The sequence below is a fragment of the Undibacterium sp. Ji22W genome (assembly GCF_049340305.1).
Taxonomy (GTDB): domain Bacteria; phylum Pseudomonadota; class Gammaproteobacteria; order Burkholderiales; family Burkholderiaceae_D; genus Undibacterium.
In genome coordinates, this window is sequence record NZ_JBMPOU010000003.1 from 633,360 (window position 1) to 649,463 (window position 16,104).

15 protein-coding genes and 1 pseudogene are annotated in these 16,104 nt (G+C 46.2%); 4 read left to right on the forward strand and 12 right to left on the reverse strand.

Going from position 1 to position 16,104, the window contains the following annotated elements; all coding sequences use genetic code 11:
- Positions 1-180: 180 nt before the first annotated feature.
- Both ACO0KW_RS15235 and ACO0KW_RS15240 read left to right on the forward strand, forming a co-directional pair.
- Positions 181-1,500: a DUF6035 family protein gene (locus ACO0KW_RS15235; RefSeq protein WP_423054129.1), complete on the forward strand. Its 1,320-nt coding sequence runs from the start codon at positions 181-183 to the stop codon at positions 1,498-1,500.
- A 497-nt stretch (positions 1,501-1,997) separates the two neighbouring features.
- The gene (locus ACO0KW_RS15240) at positions 1,998-2,600 is read left to right on the forward strand and encodes a hypothetical protein (RefSeq protein WP_423054130.1); all 603 of its coding nucleotides are present in this window, start codon (positions 1,998-2,000) and stop codon (positions 2,598-2,600) included.
- A 112-nt stretch (positions 2,601-2,712) separates the two neighbouring features.
- Here the strand turns inward: ACO0KW_RS15240 and ACO0KW_RS15245 are convergent, their stop codons facing one another.
- The 9 genes and pseudogenes from ACO0KW_RS15245 to rlmH form a co-directional block, all read right to left on the reverse strand.
- On the reverse strand, positions 2,713-3,948 hold the full coding sequence (locus tag ACO0KW_RS15245) for a phage/plasmid replication protein, II/X family (protein ID WP_423054131.1): 1,236 nt from the start codon (positions 3,946-3,948) through the stop codon (positions 2,713-2,715).
- 304 nt (positions 3,949-4,252) lie between these two features.
- The gene (locus ACO0KW_RS15250; RefSeq protein WP_423054132.1) at positions 4,253-5,233 is read right to left on the reverse strand and encodes an AAA family ATPase; all 981 of its coding nucleotides are present in this window, start codon (positions 5,231-5,233) and stop codon (positions 4,253-4,255) included.
- A gap of 50 nt (positions 5,234-5,283) precedes the next feature.
- A complete protein-coding gene (locus tag ACO0KW_RS15255) occupies positions 5,284-5,640 on the reverse strand; it encodes a helix-turn-helix transcriptional regulator (protein WP_423054133.1) in 357 nt (118 codons plus the stop codon).
- A gap of 175 nt (positions 5,641-5,815) precedes the next feature.
- Positions 5,816-7,012 (reverse strand): hypothetical protein, encoded by a 1,197-nt coding sequence (locus tag ACO0KW_RS15260; protein ID WP_423054134.1) that lies wholly within the window; start codon positions 7,010-7,012, stop codon positions 5,816-5,818.
- Between the two features lie 141 nt (positions 7,013-7,153).
- On the reverse strand, positions 7,154-8,629 hold the full coding sequence (gene rng / locus ACO0KW_RS15265; protein WP_423054135.1) for a ribonuclease G: 1,476 nt from the start codon (positions 8,627-8,629) through the stop codon (positions 7,154-7,156).
- A 27-nt stretch (positions 8,630-8,656) separates the two neighbouring features.
- Entirely contained in the window at positions 8,657-9,268 is a 612-nt protein-coding gene (locus ACO0KW_RS15270; protein ID WP_423054136.1) for a Maf family protein, read from the reverse strand.
- A 39-nt stretch (positions 9,269-9,307) separates the two neighbouring features.
- Positions 9,308-9,400, reverse strand: a pseudogene (locus ACO0KW_RS15275) (23S rRNA (pseudouridine(1915)-N(3))-methyltransferase RlmH); the annotation flags it as partial.
- Between the two features lie 17 nt (positions 9,401-9,417).
- Positions 9,418-10,836 (reverse strand): alpha/beta hydrolase, encoded by a 1,419-nt coding sequence (locus ACO0KW_RS15280; protein WP_423054137.1) that lies wholly within the window; start codon positions 10,834-10,836, stop codon positions 9,418-9,420.
- A 323-nt stretch (positions 10,837-11,159) separates the two neighbouring features.
- Positions 11,160-11,630: a 23S rRNA (pseudouridine(1915)-N(3))-methyltransferase RlmH gene (gene rlmH / locus ACO0KW_RS15285; RefSeq protein WP_423054138.1), complete on the reverse strand. Its 471-nt coding sequence runs from the start codon at positions 11,628-11,630 to the stop codon at positions 11,160-11,162.
- Positions 11,631-11,782: 152 nt separating this feature from the next.
- Between rlmH and ACO0KW_RS15290 the strand changes: the two genes are divergently transcribed.
- Both ACO0KW_RS15290 and ACO0KW_RS15295 read left to right on the forward strand, forming a co-directional pair.
- The gene (locus ACO0KW_RS15290) at positions 11,783-12,376 is read left to right on the forward strand and encodes a TetR/AcrR family transcriptional regulator (RefSeq protein ID WP_423054139.1); all 594 of its coding nucleotides are present in this window, start codon (positions 11,783-11,785) and stop codon (positions 12,374-12,376) included.
- Between the two features lie 74 nt (positions 12,377-12,450).
- Positions 12,451-13,509: an alkene reductase gene (locus ACO0KW_RS15295; RefSeq protein ID WP_423054141.1), complete on the forward strand. Its 1,059-nt coding sequence runs from the start codon at positions 12,451-12,453 to the stop codon at positions 13,507-13,509.
- 184 nt (positions 13,510-13,693) lie between these two features.
- Here the strand turns inward: ACO0KW_RS15295 and rsfS are convergent, their stop codons facing one another.
- The 3 genes from rsfS to hemF form a co-directional block, all read right to left on the reverse strand.
- Entirely contained in the window at positions 13,694-14,398 is a 705-nt protein-coding gene (gene rsfS, locus ACO0KW_RS15300; RefSeq protein WP_423054142.1) for a ribosome silencing factor, read from the reverse strand.
- 73 nt (positions 14,399-14,471) lie between these two features.
- Positions 14,472-15,197, reverse strand: coding sequence for a nicotinate (nicotinamide) nucleotide adenylyltransferase (nadD, locus tag ACO0KW_RS15305; protein ID WP_423054143.1), 726 nt, complete (start codon positions 15,195-15,197; stop codon positions 14,472-14,474).
- Positions 15,188-16,087, reverse strand: a complete 900-nt coding sequence (gene hemF, locus ACO0KW_RS15310; RefSeq protein ID WP_423054144.1) for an oxygen-dependent coproporphyrinogen oxidase — start codon at positions 16,085-16,087, stop codon at positions 15,188-15,190. The genes nadD and hemF overlap by 10 nt, the downstream gene beginning before the upstream one ends.
- Between the last annotated feature and the right edge of the window lie 17 nt (positions 16,088-16,104).

Here is a 16,104-nt window from a genome sequence, read left to right on the forward strand (position 1 = left end):
TCTTTTGCGTTTGAAATCTCAAGAAGTCACTGATTACATTGTATGGAATGGAGGCAACGGCGCTGTATTTTTGAGTTTTTTACAGTAATATTCTTCTTCAGGGGCGTTTCATCATGGCTCCGTACGTTTGGGTGCGAGCTTCGTCAAATATCGACTTTTTTCAATAGGTTATTACTTTCTATGGCAATGCTTGCAGTCGAAGATCCGGCAATTCCCGAAGTATTAGATCGCCAAACAGGAATTCATCTGCCAGTCGGTAAAATCATCGGTGTTGATTACGCACGAGCTATTCAGCTTCGTATGGTGGTGAAGGATAAGCAAATGCAAGGCACGCCTTTATATGCGTGTTCCTTGTGCGGTATTCCAGTAAGTTTGCTAATGCATCCGGTTAGTCGCCTTTTTTACTTCAAACATGTATTAGAGGATGGACGTTGTCCGCAGATTTCAAGTGGTGAGTTATCGAGGGATGAAATTGATGCTCGCAGATACAACGGCGCTAAAGAGAGCGAACGTCACATTCAGATGAAAGCGTTTGTCGCCGCCTCTCTGGCAGCGGATAGTCGATTTTCCAATATACGTGTCGAAAAGAGATGGACTAATGCACTTTCTGGTGAGTGGCGACAGCCTGATGTTCGTGCTACTTACAATGGAATTGAGATCGTGTTCGAGATCCAATTATCGACGACATATTTAGACGTAATTGTTGAGCGCCGACGCTTTTACCAAAAAGAGGGGGGGTTGTTATTTTGGATTTTTGCCGAGTTTAACGATGACTGCCGACGCTTACTTCAAGATGACGTGTTTTACAACAATAATCAAAATGCCTTCATCGTCTCCAGTGAAAGTACCGCTGTGTCAGTGTGTGCAAACGAATTTCGCTTAAACTGCGCGTGGACAGAGCCAGCATCTTCAAGTGGTATTTCACCGCTGCGACGAACAATGGTCTCATTCCATGAACTGACATTAGATATCGTCAAACAACAGGCTTTTTTCTTCGATTACGAGGCGGCCAAAAATACCCTCATCCATGCAAATTTAAAGGCGATGAGCAAGCTTCGAGATCGATTTGAAACAGCATGGATAAGTACCGTTGATGAGCCTGAGCGTATAGGCACTCAATGGCGAGACTTTCGTCGAGAATTTGGGGCAATAGGGGTTTCTCTTCCTACCTACCAGAATCAGTTACACCTGATACTTATTAACGCCCTCTATTCTGCAAAATACGGCAAGGTTATTGGTTGGCGATACAGCAAATTTATTGAGGTTGCCCACCGGATAGCGACTGGTCATAAACCTTATCTACGCATTTTCCGTATTGCATTGGGCGTTTATAAGCGCGGCGAGCAGCTGATCAGCGAGGATAAATCTGGTCGTTGGGATATTCGCGTGAAGACTTATAAGGCGGCTATGAAGCGAGAAGATCCAGAATACGCTCCAGATGAAACACATTACGATTTGCTGCGATTTCTTTTTCCTGAATTATTTGAAAATGTGAAGTAAAGAGCGAACAAGCATCGGTCACCATTTTCCGATTGGCTGTGGAATTACTTCGAGCGATTGTTCATCGTCAACTTTGATAGTCTTGTTTAGCGGCGTTATTAAGATACAACCGTTATCAAGAAGGCGCACTCCAACGTAGGTTCCTGACTTTAATCCAGCTTCCTCTGAGATAGACTTCGATAACCGAAGACCCAGTGAATTTCCCCATTTGCAGATAGTCGGCATGTTTTCTCCAAATTAAAAATGTATAGCCATTGTGTATCAGCTAAATTGGCGTAACCTGAGCCCATTTGTACTTATGTTTTGTGTCATAGAGGTGCGAAAATGATGAGTTAGACGCAATGCGGTCACTGCATTCACGATCAGCCGTTACTCTTCAAATAGCTGGCTAGTGTTACCTGTGCCGCTAGGCCGGTTGTTTCATTGACACTTTCATTTCTTTTGTGGTATCAACTGGTACTGACCTGATTACTAGATACTAATATTGAGGATTAACGATGGCTGCAAAATTTAAAAGATTCCTGAAAAAAGATATTGTTTCTGGCAAAGAGGAACTTCCAGAGGAGTTACAATTTCTATCCAAATTCAACTTCTTTGCCGTTGCGGAGCAGCGAGTGCAAGGCGTGCGCGAATGGTACGTGGAATTGCAAGGTGCGCGTTTGAAATCCTTGCTGGATGCAAAAAAGAAACTCAACGCTGCTCGTTTAGATAATAGGAATATCGCTGCGGAAAATTATGAATTGCAAGAGCGAGTAACTGCTTTGGAATTGAGTCTTAGCAAATCAAAAAATGCCTACAAATTGTTAACTCAAAGCTCTAATGAGAAGTTAAATGAAATGCGGAATCAGAAAATAGAGGAAGCGGATATCGTTAAAAACGACAGAATCCGGGAATTGGAAGGTGAAGTAACTCAACTGCGAAAAGAATATGAAGGCTTAGAGTTGAACTATAAACAGCTGCTTAAAAATATCGACGAAGATGGTCGCCCAGATAGGTTCAAACGAAGCCCCAAGAGCAGTGTTGTGGTTATGCAAGAAAGTGGAGCCCAGTTAAATAGTTTGGCTCTTCAAGGTGGTGCTGCTGGATTGATGACAAAGTAACTATTTGATGAACCATTTGTTGGTAATTCAATTGATGCTTTTGAGTGGAATGGTGGGGCGGCACTAAGTGATTAGTAGATAGGCCAGCCCACTTGATTAGGACATTGTTCCGCTAATATATTCCTCGTGGTTTGCGCATCGCACGATATTCTTCAACATCTGTCGTCTGGTCGGCACTGATGTATGTTGCGCCTATTCCTCTCGTAAATCCCAATTCGCCACAAATCTGTTTCCATTCAGTGCGCATATCGCGTTCGTAGAATAGCACTGGGTCCGAGCGAATTGCCGCTGGTACTGGCACAAAATTTTCGATGGCCAGAATTTCACCAAGCTCAATCGGAACATAAATTTCTCCAGGTGGCGGTGCAGAAATATTTATTCCGTAGTCATTTTTAATGATCCGTTGGTGTTTTTGTAGCAAAGTGATTTTGTTATCAAACATCTTGAGTAGTGATACGCCACTTTGCCAGAGGGCGACAGTCGTTCGATATGGTGAACGTATGCGCCACAAATCTTCTTCCCTTAAGCGCTGGCGCAAACTACACCTCAAATCATATTTTTCAAATAATTCCATTAACATTGCAGCGAGCACTGGAGGTGTCAACATAACGGGAGTAACCATCTCATGCTGCTTGAAAAATGGATCATTCTTAAAGTATTTCTTTCGATACACAGCCTCAAAACGAATAGTATTCTCCGAGAGTTGGAGAAGCGTGGGAGTATTGGTCGTAGTTGGCAACTGGATTTTTGGCCGCTTCTTTTGCATCTCAGATGTTTTATCGTACGCTTTAAGGGATACGTCCTGAGAGCTCTGATCGAAATACACAGTTTCGTCTATGTACACGCTAGTATTTACTCCGCTACGAAATCCGGCAAATGCAAGTGCATTAATGATGCTGCTTTTCTGAAGACCATCAGGGATTTTAAGCATAATCGGCGTGTCAATTCTCGTGATCTCGATATCGTCACCTTGGATGAAGTTCCGCTGGCGGAATTTGTCGATCTCTAATTCATGCTGTTCTTTAAGCGCATGCAGCATAGAGAAAGCACTCATAGGTACATCATTAGACGAGACTATATTGTGACCTTGGTAGTGGAATCCATTACTACCTTCAACAAGGAGATCGCCGCTTTTTTTGATGCCACGAACTCGAAGTGATAGTTTGCCTGATGCAGCCTTTATACTGGCTTTTGACCACTCCGTACTAGCTGCAAACTGAGGGTCATCACTAACTCGTGAAAAAGTCTTAGGTAGCTTAGCACCGTGTACGTTTTTGACTCGCAAGCCAAGCGTATCTACCATGATGCAATCTTCGATATGTTTTAGGTTCTTTTTATCGTTATTCATTTAATGTCCTTAGTTTAGTAGTACTTATATCTCTGTGTGAGGTACGTTGGCAGCATGTATCGACTGTCTAAGTAGTGACCATTGATACATCGGCATATCTAAATATTGTCTGACTGGTGTTGGTGATGTGAGTGCATTAGTTACGGTATTACTGTGATGGCACGACAGCTGTTGCCGTGAAAATTACCGCTCGCGATCGCGGTGTTTTGCCATATGAGTACACACCCATGCCAGCCTTTTTTATGTTGCACTGTTGCGTTCACTTAGCGCATGCAACAGTGCAACGGTAGTCAAAAAATGTGGCCTATTCGATTAAATCGTTATCCTGTGATGAATTGCGTAGCTTTTTAAGGCATCGGCTGACGGTTGATTTGTTGATGCCTAATTTGGTTGCGATGGCTTCAAGGGAGAGACCCTCTTCACGTAAGCGCAACATATCTGCTTCATTCACGGAGAGCTTGATTCCTGCTGGAGCTCCATCGAAGCGGAATGCGCCGTCTTCGCTCCAAATTGAGTATTCGAAAATTTGTCGCAATTCAGGAATGTAGTCCCTGAGTTTCGTGTGCTCAATCGAAAAGCGAGTATCTTGTCGATTTTGGCTGCTCGGGAGTGGGCTTAGCAAAATAGAGTAATCTAGCAGGTCTTCATGCGAGCTACTTCCACGTTGCTGGCCGTTTTTTCCTGTGTGATGAATTAATAAAATGGCGACACCTTGCAGACGCATTTTTATCAACCAATTTTTTACCTTAGCCCATGAATTGCTGTCCTCACGTCCCCCAGATGTCCATGCGGATAAATTGTCAATGATGATTAATTTCACTTCAGGCTCGATGAGGTCATTAATACTTTTCTGCCCCTCTTCTGTATCGATTGAGCCAATCGCATCGCCCATGAAGTCTCTACTAATAATATGAAGATTGTTTTCGGCATCTTTGATAGATTTTTGATTGGTGTTGTAAGCATGAATCAGTGCGATGCGATCTTGTAAGCCAGCGGCCCGCATTTCTCCGTCAAGAATTGCAACCGGTACACCGGCACCTGTTCCCCATGGGGGAAGTGTCTTGCTACAGGCTATTGCGTAACCGATTAGAAGTGCGAGCCATGACTTTCCAGAACCTCGTGGACCAGCTAGCATCCCAATTGATTTTGCAAGCATCATTTCACCTAGGAGTTGTTCGTCGGGTGGTAAAACCACCTTTAGCATGTCACCTAAGCGCAATGCATGCGGTTGTTGTTGATGACGTTTAGTATTTCTCATTTTTACAGCTCCTGATTTTGGTTTCATTCAAAATATTTTCTGGATCAAACATTTAGTCACTTCAACTAGCGCTTGAATCAATCTGAATGAATTTTTGAATCGATCAGTAAGGCGACAAACATTTTTATATTCACGGGTTTCTCAGAACGTGAAGCAAAAGCGTTAGCCTCAATCCATGCACTAATTTCTGATTCTTTCCAGCATGCAGAACGAGAACCAATGCGTATGGGTGGTGGTAGTGTTCCGTGCTTTACATATTTCCAAATCGTAGAAGACGCTAGCCCAGTCTTCACTTTGACTTGAGTAAGTCTAAGAAGGCGGTCATTGACGACTGCTCGCACACGCTCTATGAGCGCAAGTAGTTCTGGACTTGTGACCTGATTTTTATTAGTTGTTCTCTGCTCATCGTCACACACTTTGATTGAATGTTTCATGTTTAAGCTCCAATTGATTTATGAAAGATTCAGGCCCGAATCAGCCCATACTTTGAACTGTTAAAGACAGGACTTCAGAAGCGAGAGAGGTGATTTGAAAACAGTGCTGCAAACGAAAATGGCCGCTTATCGTTTGACAAGCGGCCATTTTTGTGATTTGAATTGGTTCTTAGGTTTAGCTTTGGTTTTGGTCGGGCTTTTGTGTTTGAATTAATAGACGATATCCACCGTTAATCATATCTTTGGCTTCGACAATGTATTCGTCAATTTTGTTGTGTAGTTGCTCCCGCCAGGTATTCTTGTATTTTCCGGTTTCGCTGCAAAGATCGAAAATTTGCGCAATCTGATTGTTGCCAAATCCTTGATCGTGTAGTTGAGCAATTAAGACTAAGCATTTTAAATAGTTGCCCCCATTCCGAGATAACCCATCGAGATCCTTTGAATTGACCAGATTGTACTTAAATCGTAGGAGGCTGGATGGCTTTGCAAAGCCATCATCTTGCAACTCTTGATATACATCCTTTACTTCACTTAATATTTTTTCGATCTGCATTGTTATTGGACCAAGTACATTAAGGTAAACGGCGCGCCACACAATTTCATAATCTCGAACAATATCTTCCGCTCCACCTGCTATTTTGAAGTTCATGTAATTAAAATTCTCACTGCTCTTAATTTCCAAAATCATCGTCTCATTCAACTCGTCGTCTGTTTGTTCATCACTATCCATTAAGATGCTTCGGATTTTGTATGCAATCTTTTTCAGGGTCGTGATTTGTCCACTTGGAGGAACGCTACAATCAACGGCGAAAGCGATACAACCCCGCTCACCTCCAAATCCATGGCCAGATGAAGATGGTAGTCCTCTAATTCGATAGCCAAAAGGTGTTTCTTCGATTAGATGATAAGGATATTTGTCCAGCTTTCGTGATTGTGGACCGAGTGGCCTAATATATATTTCTTTGCTTACCGTTCGGCGCGAGTGATCTTCGGAAATTGCTGCCTTTAGAGGTGCAAACCATGAATCACCTTCATTTTTTAGTTCCGGTAAAATTGGCTGCGCGTAGTCTAACCAAGCTGCCAGCCCGAAACTTCTTCGGCAGTGTTCATCGAGGTCAGGTTGAATATTGCATAGATCTTTTTCGTGAACGAATTCCAAAATCTTGGAGTCATTAATGGTTTTGGGGTGATTGGCATAGGCAAACTGATATTTCTTGTTCATTCTAAGAAATAGCCATGCCCAATCATCTGGGCCGAATTTCTCTTCATCGTTGCTTAAAGCAAAAGGTGCTTCGTCCGAATTGAGCTTAAGGAAAAGTTGACCGCGAATATTTTGGCACTCTTCGTCGCTCAAACGTTTTGAATTGTTCATGAATTGTCGATAGCCTTTCATGCGCGACTTTGTCTTAAACAGGGAGTGACTGTCGCAAAAAAAATTGTAGCTAGCTTTGTAGCTAAGTTAATATTTACTGTGCAAATATTTTTAAGTAATTGATTTTAAAGGATAAAAAAACTACATCAAAATAATATCGTACTGCTCCTGATGAAACACATTCTCCACCTGCAGTGAAATCGGCTTGCCAATGAAATCCCCCAGCATCGCCAAATGCTGCGACTCTTCTTCCAAAAACATGTCGACCACGACTTGCGATGCCATGATGCGGAATTCTCTTGGGTTAAATTGTTTGGCTTCGCGTAGCAGTTCGCGCAGGATTTCGTAGCAGATGGTGCGGGCTGTTTTGACTTGGCCTTTGCCGCTGCACGCAGGGCAGGGTTCGCATAGCACGTGTGATAGTGATTCGCGGGTGCGTTTGCGCGTGACTTCGACTAAACCTAGTGCGGAGAACGTCGAGACTGAGAGTTTGGTGCGGTCGCGTGCTAAGGCTTTGTTGAGTTCGGCTAAAACGGCGTCTTTGTGTTCCTGACTTTCCATGTCGATCAAGTCCAGGATGATGATGCCGCCTAAGTTGCGCAAGCGTAGTTGACGCGCAATCGCGAGTGCCGCTTCGAGATTGGTTTTAAAAATCGTATCGTCGAAATTGCGTCCAGCAACAAAGCTGCCAGTGTTGACGTCGATGGTGGTCATCGCTTCGGTCTGATCGATGATCAGGTAGCCGCCGGATTTGAGATTGACGCGACGACCGAGCGCGCGTTCGATTTCTTCTTCTACGCTGTAGAGGTCAAACAATGGACGCTCGCCAGTGTAGTGCTGGAGCTTGGGTAACACGGATGGCGTATAAGTGCGGCCGAATTCTTGTAGCATCAAAAAGTTTTCACGTGAATCCACTTGTATGCTGCTGGTTTCTTCGTTGACGAAGTCACGCAAGACACGTTGCGCGAGATTTAAGTCTTGATGCAAGAGACTGCAAGGTGGTTTGGTTTTCGCCAATTTACTTATGGTGGACCAAGTCCGGCGCAAGTATTCAATGTCGGTACGCAGGTCTTCTTCGGAGGCATCCTCTGCCATCGTTCTCACGATGAAGCCGCCTTTTTCATCTTCTAGCATTAGGCCTTGCACTTTGGTGCGCAGGGCTTCACGTTCTTCTTCGTTTTCTATGCGTTGTGAGATGCCGATGTGGGAGTCTTGCGGTAAAAATACCAGCATGCGACCGGCAATTGATATTTGCGTGGAGAGGCGCGCGCCCTTGGTGCCGATCGGGTCTTTGACCACTTGCACCGTGACTGCCTGACCATCGTATAGAAGTTTTTCGATGGGTGTGAGCGGCACATTATTGGAATTGCCTTCGTGGCCTTGTGGACGCGCGTCCCAGATATCGGCGACGTGCAAAAACGCGGCGCGCTCGAGGCCGATGTCAATAAAGGCTGATTGCATGCCGGGTAAAACGCGCACGACTTTGCCCAAATAAATATTGCCGACCAGACCGCGTGATAGCGTACGTTCTATGTGCAACTCTTGTACCGCTCCCTGAAAAATCAGGGCCACGCGGGTTTCTTGCGGCGTGACGTTGATTAAAAGATTTTCGCTCATGGCTAGGTTTCTATCGTATTTTAAAATTTAATTCGGTTTGAAGCGGTCGAGTAGGGCGGTGGTCTCGTACAAAGGGAGACCCATGATGCCGGAATAACTGCCGCTGATATGCGTGATAAAACGCGCCGCCATGCCTTGTATGCCATAGCCGCCTGCCTTGTCATAAGGCTCGGCGCTATCGCAGTAGGCAGCGATTTGCGCGTCGTTCAATGCGGCAAATGTGACTTCGGAGGTTTGCGTGCATTGTAAAAGTTGTTGTTGGTATTTGATTGCGATGCTGGTTAACACTTGATGGGTGTTACCAGCGAGTTTGCTGAGCATAACTATTGCTTCATCGCGATTCGCGGGTTTGCCTAAAATTTCTTGATTGATGACAACTGTGGTGTCGGCGGCTAACACCGGATAGGCGAACAGGTGTCGGGCGATGACGGCATCCCAGGCCGCTTGTGCTTTTTCTTGGGTAACGCGGGCGACATAAGCATCGGGTAATTCGCCCGGCAGCACGATTTCGGTGAGATCAGGGCCACGTGGTGGCGTATCACGCAACAGTAAGACTTCAAAATCAATGCCGACTTGGCGCAGCAGTTCACGCCGACGAGGGCTTTTAGAAGCGAGATAAATTTTTCGGTGGTGCGACATAGCCAAAATCCTGGTGCAGAGCTTGGCTGGTCACGTTATTTATACCCGAAGGTAAGGGTGGTTTTGCGTGATCGAGCAAGCGCGGTAGAGTTGTTCTGCTAATAATACACGCACCATGCCATGCGGCAAAGGAAAACGAGGGGCGGCTGTTACCATTTCAGCTGATCCACAAAACTCGTCAGCTCCGTGGAAATACGTTGGCGGTCTGCTGGATTTTTAAAAACAAAGAAATGCCCACCTTGTTCAAAACTGACGAGGCGATTGGGAATATCAAGTGCCGTCAATTTGTTGGCGAGACTTTGTGCATCTTGATAAGCGCACATTTCATCATCTTTCGCATGAAACAGGATTTGCGGCGGGCTGTTACGATTAACCATGAGAAGCGGCGACAGTTGTTTGGTATCGCGTAAAGGGCCCACCACGCTGTTATACCAAGTATCTTTCGAGGGATCAAAACCACCAGACATATAGGCGGCTGCGCTGACTTTAGTATGATTGAGAACCGCCATTTGCGATGCCAAGGCGCCACCACTGGAAAAACCACCGACCATCAGTTTCTTCGGATTGATCTGTAGTTCGCCACTATGTGTGATCGTCCAATCAATCGCACGTTCGGCATCGGCCAGAGCGTTCAATGGCGTTCCGTCAAATCGCTGCGAAGTGCGGTATTCGACCTGGACTACGACAAATCCTCGATTTTGTAAGGCGCGGCAGACGACGGGGCAGTAACTCCAATGCCCCGTGCTCCATGAACCCCCATGAAACCAAATGAAAACGGGTGCTTCTTTGGCGTCGCCTTTTGCGGGAAACACGTGCAGCTGCAGATCGACACCATCGACATTTTGATATGTGTAGGCGACATGGTCTTTCGGCGCTTGCATCTCTTGTTCATAGGCGGCGCGGAATTTTGTGATTTGCTCTGGGGATACGCCGTTTTTTTCTGCTTCAAGAATCTGCGGCAAGACATTTTTGGCACCGTTGTCATCGATATGCTCCGCCAGCAGTTTGCTCATGAAATGGGCTTTCACCTTGTGGCTGCTGATGGTTGTGTCGAGAGCGCTGAAGTTCGCACGTAACCAGCGGTTATCGCCGCGCTGCAGCGCTGGATCTTGTTTCACCCGTTGCCCCGCGCTGTCGTGCAGCCAGGCTTGAATCAAGAGTTGGAAGTTGCTTTGCTCTAGGCTAGCTTCATCATTGAATTGGATGGAATTGATCGCAATAATCTTCGGTTGCCAATTGGCTGTGACCGAGCCACCAGTTTCTCGTTGATGAAAGTAGGGGTAGTTGATCAAACCTGCGGCCCATTGCCACTGAACATTCTGTAGCGCTGCGGCGTGCTCACTGGTGCTCAGCTCGGGAGAAATTGCCCGTTCTTGGCTGCGGCGTCGCTCCGTCCATAGTGTATTGAATTGTGCGGGTTTTTCATGAACTAGACGTATCATTCCACGCATACTGAGATCATGCTCTTGATCGACCACAGCTTCTTGCGCACGAGACTGAGAGGCTGGAAGCAAAGACAAGAAAAGTCCGAGAAAGATCGGCAAACAGAGAGAGCGAAACAGTTGCATAAGGATACCCCGCAGGCGAAGACTGTTAAGAGAAATCGTGCGTGGTAAAAGCCTTTGCTAGGGTCTGTTGACAACTATTTTAGTCAAGCGTTTCAATCAAAACGCAGGATGGCAAGGCGCATCTCGCCGCTGCGGTTGGCCGCCCCAGCAAGAGATGCAACGCTGTCCATCGTGCGTTTTGATTGAAACCCTCCGGGAATGGCTCAAATGAGCACATGGCGTTGTTGCAATCTGCTTATAGTGCTCGCACTACTGCGCAGCTTGCGCCTAGCCCTGTGCTCATTTGCGCGCATTCGCTTGCCTAAAATAGTTGTCAACAGACCCTAGACCCGATGATACGGATGATTTTGGGTAATCGACCAAGCGCGATAAAGTTGTTCCGCCAATAATACACGTACCATGCCATGTGGCAAAGTCAAACTAGAAATGCGAATCAAACCATCAGCTTTTGCCTTGAATTCAGCGTCTAAGCCATCCGCGCCACCGATCACGAATACGACATCACGACCTTCTTGCTGCCAATCGGTTAGTTGTTTCGCGAGACCGACGGAGGTCAAATCCTTACCACGCTCATCGAGTGCAATGATTTTGGCATTCTTGGGGATTACTGCCTCAATTTTCTCTTTCTCCAATGCCATCACCGTTTCAGCGGTTTTACTACCTGAGCGTTCAATTGGTTTGATTTCCTTTAGAAGAATCCGAGCTTCGGGCGGCATACGTTTCGCGTATTCCTGAAAACCGTTTTCTATCCAAGAGGGCATTTTGTGGCCGACGGCGGCGATAATGAGTTGCATGATGGTGGGCGTGATAGTGGGCGTGATTTATACGAGTTTGCAATTATACGGCGCTACCCTTGCCTTTATCGGATTCAGACTAAATACACCAAGAAACTTCAGAAAAATTCGCTTTCAAGACGACTGGTCTAATTTGCGTTACAATACACCTCATGAAACCAATACGTTTAAATATCCGGCAACACATTCTCGATACGGCCAAACCCATTATTTTGGGAAAAGGCTTTGTCGCGGTTGGTTTGAATGAAGTTTTGCAGGCTGCGGATGTGCCTAAAGGCTCGTTTTATCACTACTTCAAATCCAAGGAATTGTTTGGTGAAGCCTTGATTGCCAGCTACTTTGAAGATTATTTGCTGGAAGTTGAGCTTTTACTCAAGGCAAATAGTGAGAGCGCAGCGACCCGTTTTATGCAGTATTGGAATGGCTGGTTGACGTCATTGGCGGATAAAGACATGCAGTGTCAATGTCTGGCTGTGAAGCTGGCCGGTGAAGTTTCCGATTTGTCGGAAGCCATGCGTCTAGCTTTGCATCAGGGTACCGATCGTGTGATTGGTCGTCTTGCACAGTGTGTAGAAGAGGGAAGAGCCGATGGCTCATTACCGACTTCGCTGGATGCCGCAGTGTGTGCCGAAACTCTCTATGAAATGTGGTTCGGTGCCAGTTTGCTCACCAAGCTGCGACGCGATCCTAGTGCATTGGAGTGTGCTATGCGATCAACCAAACAAATGTTAGGTCTTTCAACATAGACCAATAGTTCTTAGGTCTACCAATTCTCAGTTTTATCTTGCGCATCAAGCGTTCATTTATTAAAGGATATTCCATGTTATTTACCCCTCTTAAAGCCGGCAGTTTAGAACTAAAAAATCGTATGTTGATGGCACCTCTCACTCGTACTCGCGCAGGTGTCGAGCATTTACCGAATGCCTTAATGGCCGAATACTATGCGCAACGTGCGAGCGCTGGGTTGATCATTACGGAATGCACGATGGTGACGCCGAATACTTCCGCTTTTGCGGCTGAACCGGGCATTTACAGTGCCGAGCAAATCGAAGCTTGGAAGCTAGTGACGAGCGCCGTGCATGATAAAGGCGGCAAGATCGTGATGCAGATCTGGCACGGTGGCCGTGCAGCACATCCCGCATACAACAACGGTGCGCCAACTTTCGCCCCAAGTGCTATTGCGATCGAAGGCGAAGTGCATACGGTGGATGGCAAGGTAGCGCACGTCGTACCACAAGAATTAACGATCGATCAGATCCAGAGCATTGTCCAGGACTTTGCCCAAGGCGCGAAGAACGCGATTGCTGCTGGCTTTGATGGCGTTGAGATTCACGGCGCGAACGGCTATTTGATCGACCAATTTTTACGTGATGGTTCCAACAAACGTACCGATATCTACGGTGGCAGTTTAGAAAACCGTGCACGCTTTTTATGTGAAGTCATTACTGCAGTTAGTGCAGCGATTGGTTCAGATAAAGTGGGTTTACGTTTGTCTCCACTCAATAGTTATAACAGCATGATTGATAGCGATCCGGTTGCGTGGATTACGTATTTGAGCCAACGCTTAAATGACTTCAATCTCGCCTATTTGCATGTAATGCGCGCAGATTTTTTCCAAGTGCAAAAAGCGGATGTCATGCCAGTAGCGCGTGCGAATTACAAGGGTGTTTTGATTGGTAATATGGGTTATAGCGGCGAAGAAGCAGAAGCTGCGATCACGAATAATTTGTTAGATGCAGTGGCATTTGGCACGGGCTTCTTGGCGAATCCAGATTTGCCAGCGCGCATCAAGGCAGGTGCCGCTCTGAATGCACCAGATGCTTCGACGTTCTATACACCAGGCGCGGTTGGATATACGGATTATCCGACTTTGGCATAAATGATCCGTGCTGCAATGAAATGATTAGTCACCGACCTTTAGTCTTTGACTACACATGCTCTGTGGAGCCTACGCGGCATCCGATGCGGCACGAATTGCAAAATATTGACTAACGCGGCGGCAATGAAAAAGGGGGAAAGTCTCAATGACTTTCCCCCTTTTTTATACCGAGGTAACTGGTATTTTATTCAGCAGTCTTGCGACGTGTAGTTGCTTTTTTCGCTGCTGCTTCTTTCGACGATGCTGTGGCAGTTTTCGTTGCTGCAACTTTGATACGACCACCAGTCGGGATCTTCGCTGCACGTGGCTTCTTCACTGCGGCATCGCTGGTTGCAGAAGCACGTGGCTTACGAGCAGGTTTGTCACCAGCCAACTCAGCAGCTACTTTGCTCACGCGTGGTTTACGCGTAGGTTTCTTTTCATCGTCCAAAGTCGTCTGTGTCGCCATCATATCTGGTGTGACTTCGACAGGCGCTGCTTTAGAACGTGAGCGTTTTGGTTTTTCTTCATCCAATGGGCCAGCTGTCATTTTGCTAGTCGTACGTTTAGCAGCACCCATTTTGACTTCTTTGCCGCCCCAGAGTTCTTCTAAACGGTAGTAAGCGCGAATCGCTGGTTGCATGATATGAACGACCATATCGCCCAGATCGACCAGTACCCACTCACCAGTACCTTCACCTTCCATACCGATGATGTTCCCGCCGTTTTCTTTAACTTTATCGCGTACTGAGGCGGCCAAAGCTTTGGTCTGGCGATTTGAGGTACCTGAAACCACGCACACGCGGTCGAACAAGCTGGTAATTTCGGTAGTGTCGAAGACTTGTATGTCTTGACCTTTAACATCTTCTAATGCGTCGAAGACTAAAGTTTGCAGTTTTTTAATATCCATAATTGCCTATCTATCTGAATTTTTTTGAATCTCGGTGTGAAGCTAAATAATGATGCTGATAAAGCCAAACCAGTTAATCGTAAATTTGTTGCTGTTGAAGGTAGTCTAACACCTTGCGTGGAATTAGCGAGGTGGTTTCCCTGGTTTGCCCTTGTTGCTGCAATTCGTCGCGAATCCGTGTTGCAGAAATATCCCAAGCTAGATCAGTTTCTAGCCAGGTTTTGCCAAAAGAGCATTGCTTAAGATCTTCAATAGCGCCATTTGCTTGCTGCCAAAGTGCGGCAAATTCGCTGGGTAATGTGTCGAGTTGCAAGCTGTAGCCTGGTCTTGCGGCAACGACGATATGTGCCAATTTAAAAATTTGTTGCCAGTTTTTCCACGTTGCGAAATTGTGAAATTGGTCGGCACCAATTAGCAAAATAAGCGCGATCTCCTCATTTGACTGAGCATTACCCCATTGAGATCGCATGTTAGTTAAAGTATCAACCGTGTAGCTGGGAATCTGCGCAGCGGCACGTTCTATCTCTTGTTGGTCGATGCTGTAGGGCACGGATAATTGCTCATCAAATGCCAATTCCAACATCTTAATTCTTTGTTCGGCGCTCGCCTTTAAACTGGCTTTTTGCCAAGGTTGACCCGCTGGGACTAAGCGCACTTCGTCGACTTTGAGCAACGTTGCAAAATGCTGCACCAGTGCGACATGTCCATTATGGACGGGATCAAAACTACCCCCAAAGACCAGCACAGAGTGCTGGATGTTTGTTGCGGCAGATTTTGTAGAAGCGGATTTTACACCCATTCCTTGTGTACCAAAAAGTCAGTCGCCAATTTGGCTTCTGCACTACCTGCTTCTGGCTTCCAATCGTAGCGCCATTTTACGATCGGTGGCATCGACATTAGGATCGATTCAGTACGACCACCGGATTGCAAACCAAATAAAGTCCCACGATCAAATACTAGATTAAATTCCACATAACGACCACGACGATACGCCTGGAAGTCGCGTTCGATTTCGCCAAAAGCGAGATCTTTGCGGCGTTCGAGAATCGGGCGATAGGCTTTGACAAATCCATCGCCAACACTTTTGGTCATGGCAAAACTTTGCTCAAACGATTGCTCATTAAAATCATCAAAGAAAATACCGCCCACGCCGCGTGCTTCTTTGCGATGTTTGAGATAAAAATACTCGTCACACCATTTTTTAAAGCGAGGATGCAAATCGGCACCAAATGGCGTTAAGGCATCTTTGCAAGTTTGATGAAAATGTTTCGCATCTTCTTCAAAACCATAATACGGCGTGAGATCCATGCCGCCACCAAACCACCACACCGGATCTTTACCCTCGGCATACGTGGTAAAAAAGCGTACATTCATGTGGACTGTCGGTGCAAACGGATTGCGCGGATGTAGGACCAAAGACACGCCCATCGCTTCCCACTGACGACCAGCTAATTCTGGGCGACTGGCCGCTGCTGATGGCGGTAAGTTTTTGCCCATCACATGGGAAAAATTCACACCGCCACGTTCGAATACATTACCTTCTTCAATCACCCGCGAAATCCCGCCACCACCTTCTGGGCGTTCCCAGCTGTCAGTGATAAAACTGCAGCCATCAACTTCTTCCATAGCTGCAACGATGGAAGCTTGTAGGCCTAGTAAATACTCTTTAACGGAATTAGCGTCGGTCATGATTTGTCAAAATTTTT

Excerpts from the sequence above, each read along its gene's own strand:
- ACO0KW_RS15270 (WP_423054136.1), bottom strand. The coding sequence starts at position 9,268 with ATGTCGCACCACCGAAAAATTTATCTCGCTTCTAAAAGCCCTCGTCGG.
- ACO0KW_RS15295 (WP_423054141.1), top strand. The coding sequence starts at position 12,451 with ATGTTATTTACCCCTCTTAAAGCCGGCAGTTTAGAACTAAAAAATCGT.
- ACO0KW_RS15240 (WP_423054130.1), top strand. The coding sequence starts at position 1,998 with ATGGCTGCAAAATTTAAAAGATTCCTGAAAAAAGATATTGTTTCTGGC.
- ACO0KW_RS15250 (WP_423054132.1), bottom strand. The coding sequence starts at position 5,233 with ATGAAACCAAAATCAGGAGCTGTAAAAATGAGAAATACTAAACGTCAT.
- ACO0KW_RS15255 (WP_423054133.1), bottom strand. The coding sequence starts at position 5,640 with ATGAAACATTCAATCAAAGTGTGTGACGATGAGCAGAGAACAACTAAT.
- ACO0KW_RS15290 (WP_423054139.1), top strand. The coding sequence starts at position 11,783 with ATGAAACCAATACGTTTAAATATCCGGCAACACATTCTCGATACGGCC.
- rsfS (WP_423054142.1), bottom strand. The coding sequence starts at position 14,398 with ATGGATATTAAAAAACTGCAAACTTTAGTCTTCGACGCATTAGAAGAT.
- nadD (WP_423054143.1), bottom strand. The coding sequence starts at position 15,197 with ATGGGTGTAAAATCCGCTTCTACAAAATCTGCCGCAACAAACATCCAG.
- ACO0KW_RS15235 (WP_423054129.1), top strand. The coding sequence starts at position 181 with ATGGCAATGCTTGCAGTCGAAGATCCGGCAATTCCCGAAGTATTAGAT.
- rng (WP_423054135.1), bottom strand. The coding sequence starts at position 8,629 with ATGAGCGAAAATCTTTTAATCAACGTCACGCCGCAAGAAACCCGCGTG.
- hemF (WP_423054144.1), bottom strand. The coding sequence starts at position 16,087 with ATGACCGACGCTAATTCCGTTAAAGAGTATTTACTAGGCCTACAAGCT.
- ACO0KW_RS15260 (WP_423054134.1), bottom strand. The coding sequence starts at position 7,012 with ATGAACAATTCAAAACGTTTGAGCGACGAAGAGTGCCAAAATATTCGC.
- ACO0KW_RS15245 (WP_423054131.1), bottom strand. The coding sequence starts at position 3,948 with ATGAATAACGATAAAAAGAACCTAAAACATATCGAAGATTGCATCATG.
- rlmH (WP_423054138.1), bottom strand. The coding sequence starts at position 11,630 with ATGCAACTCATTATCGCCGCCGTCGGCCACAAAATGCCCTCTTGGATA.
- ACO0KW_RS15280 (WP_423054137.1), bottom strand. The coding sequence starts at position 10,836 with ATGCAACTGTTTCGCTCTCTCTGTTTGCCGATCTTTCTCGGACTTTTC.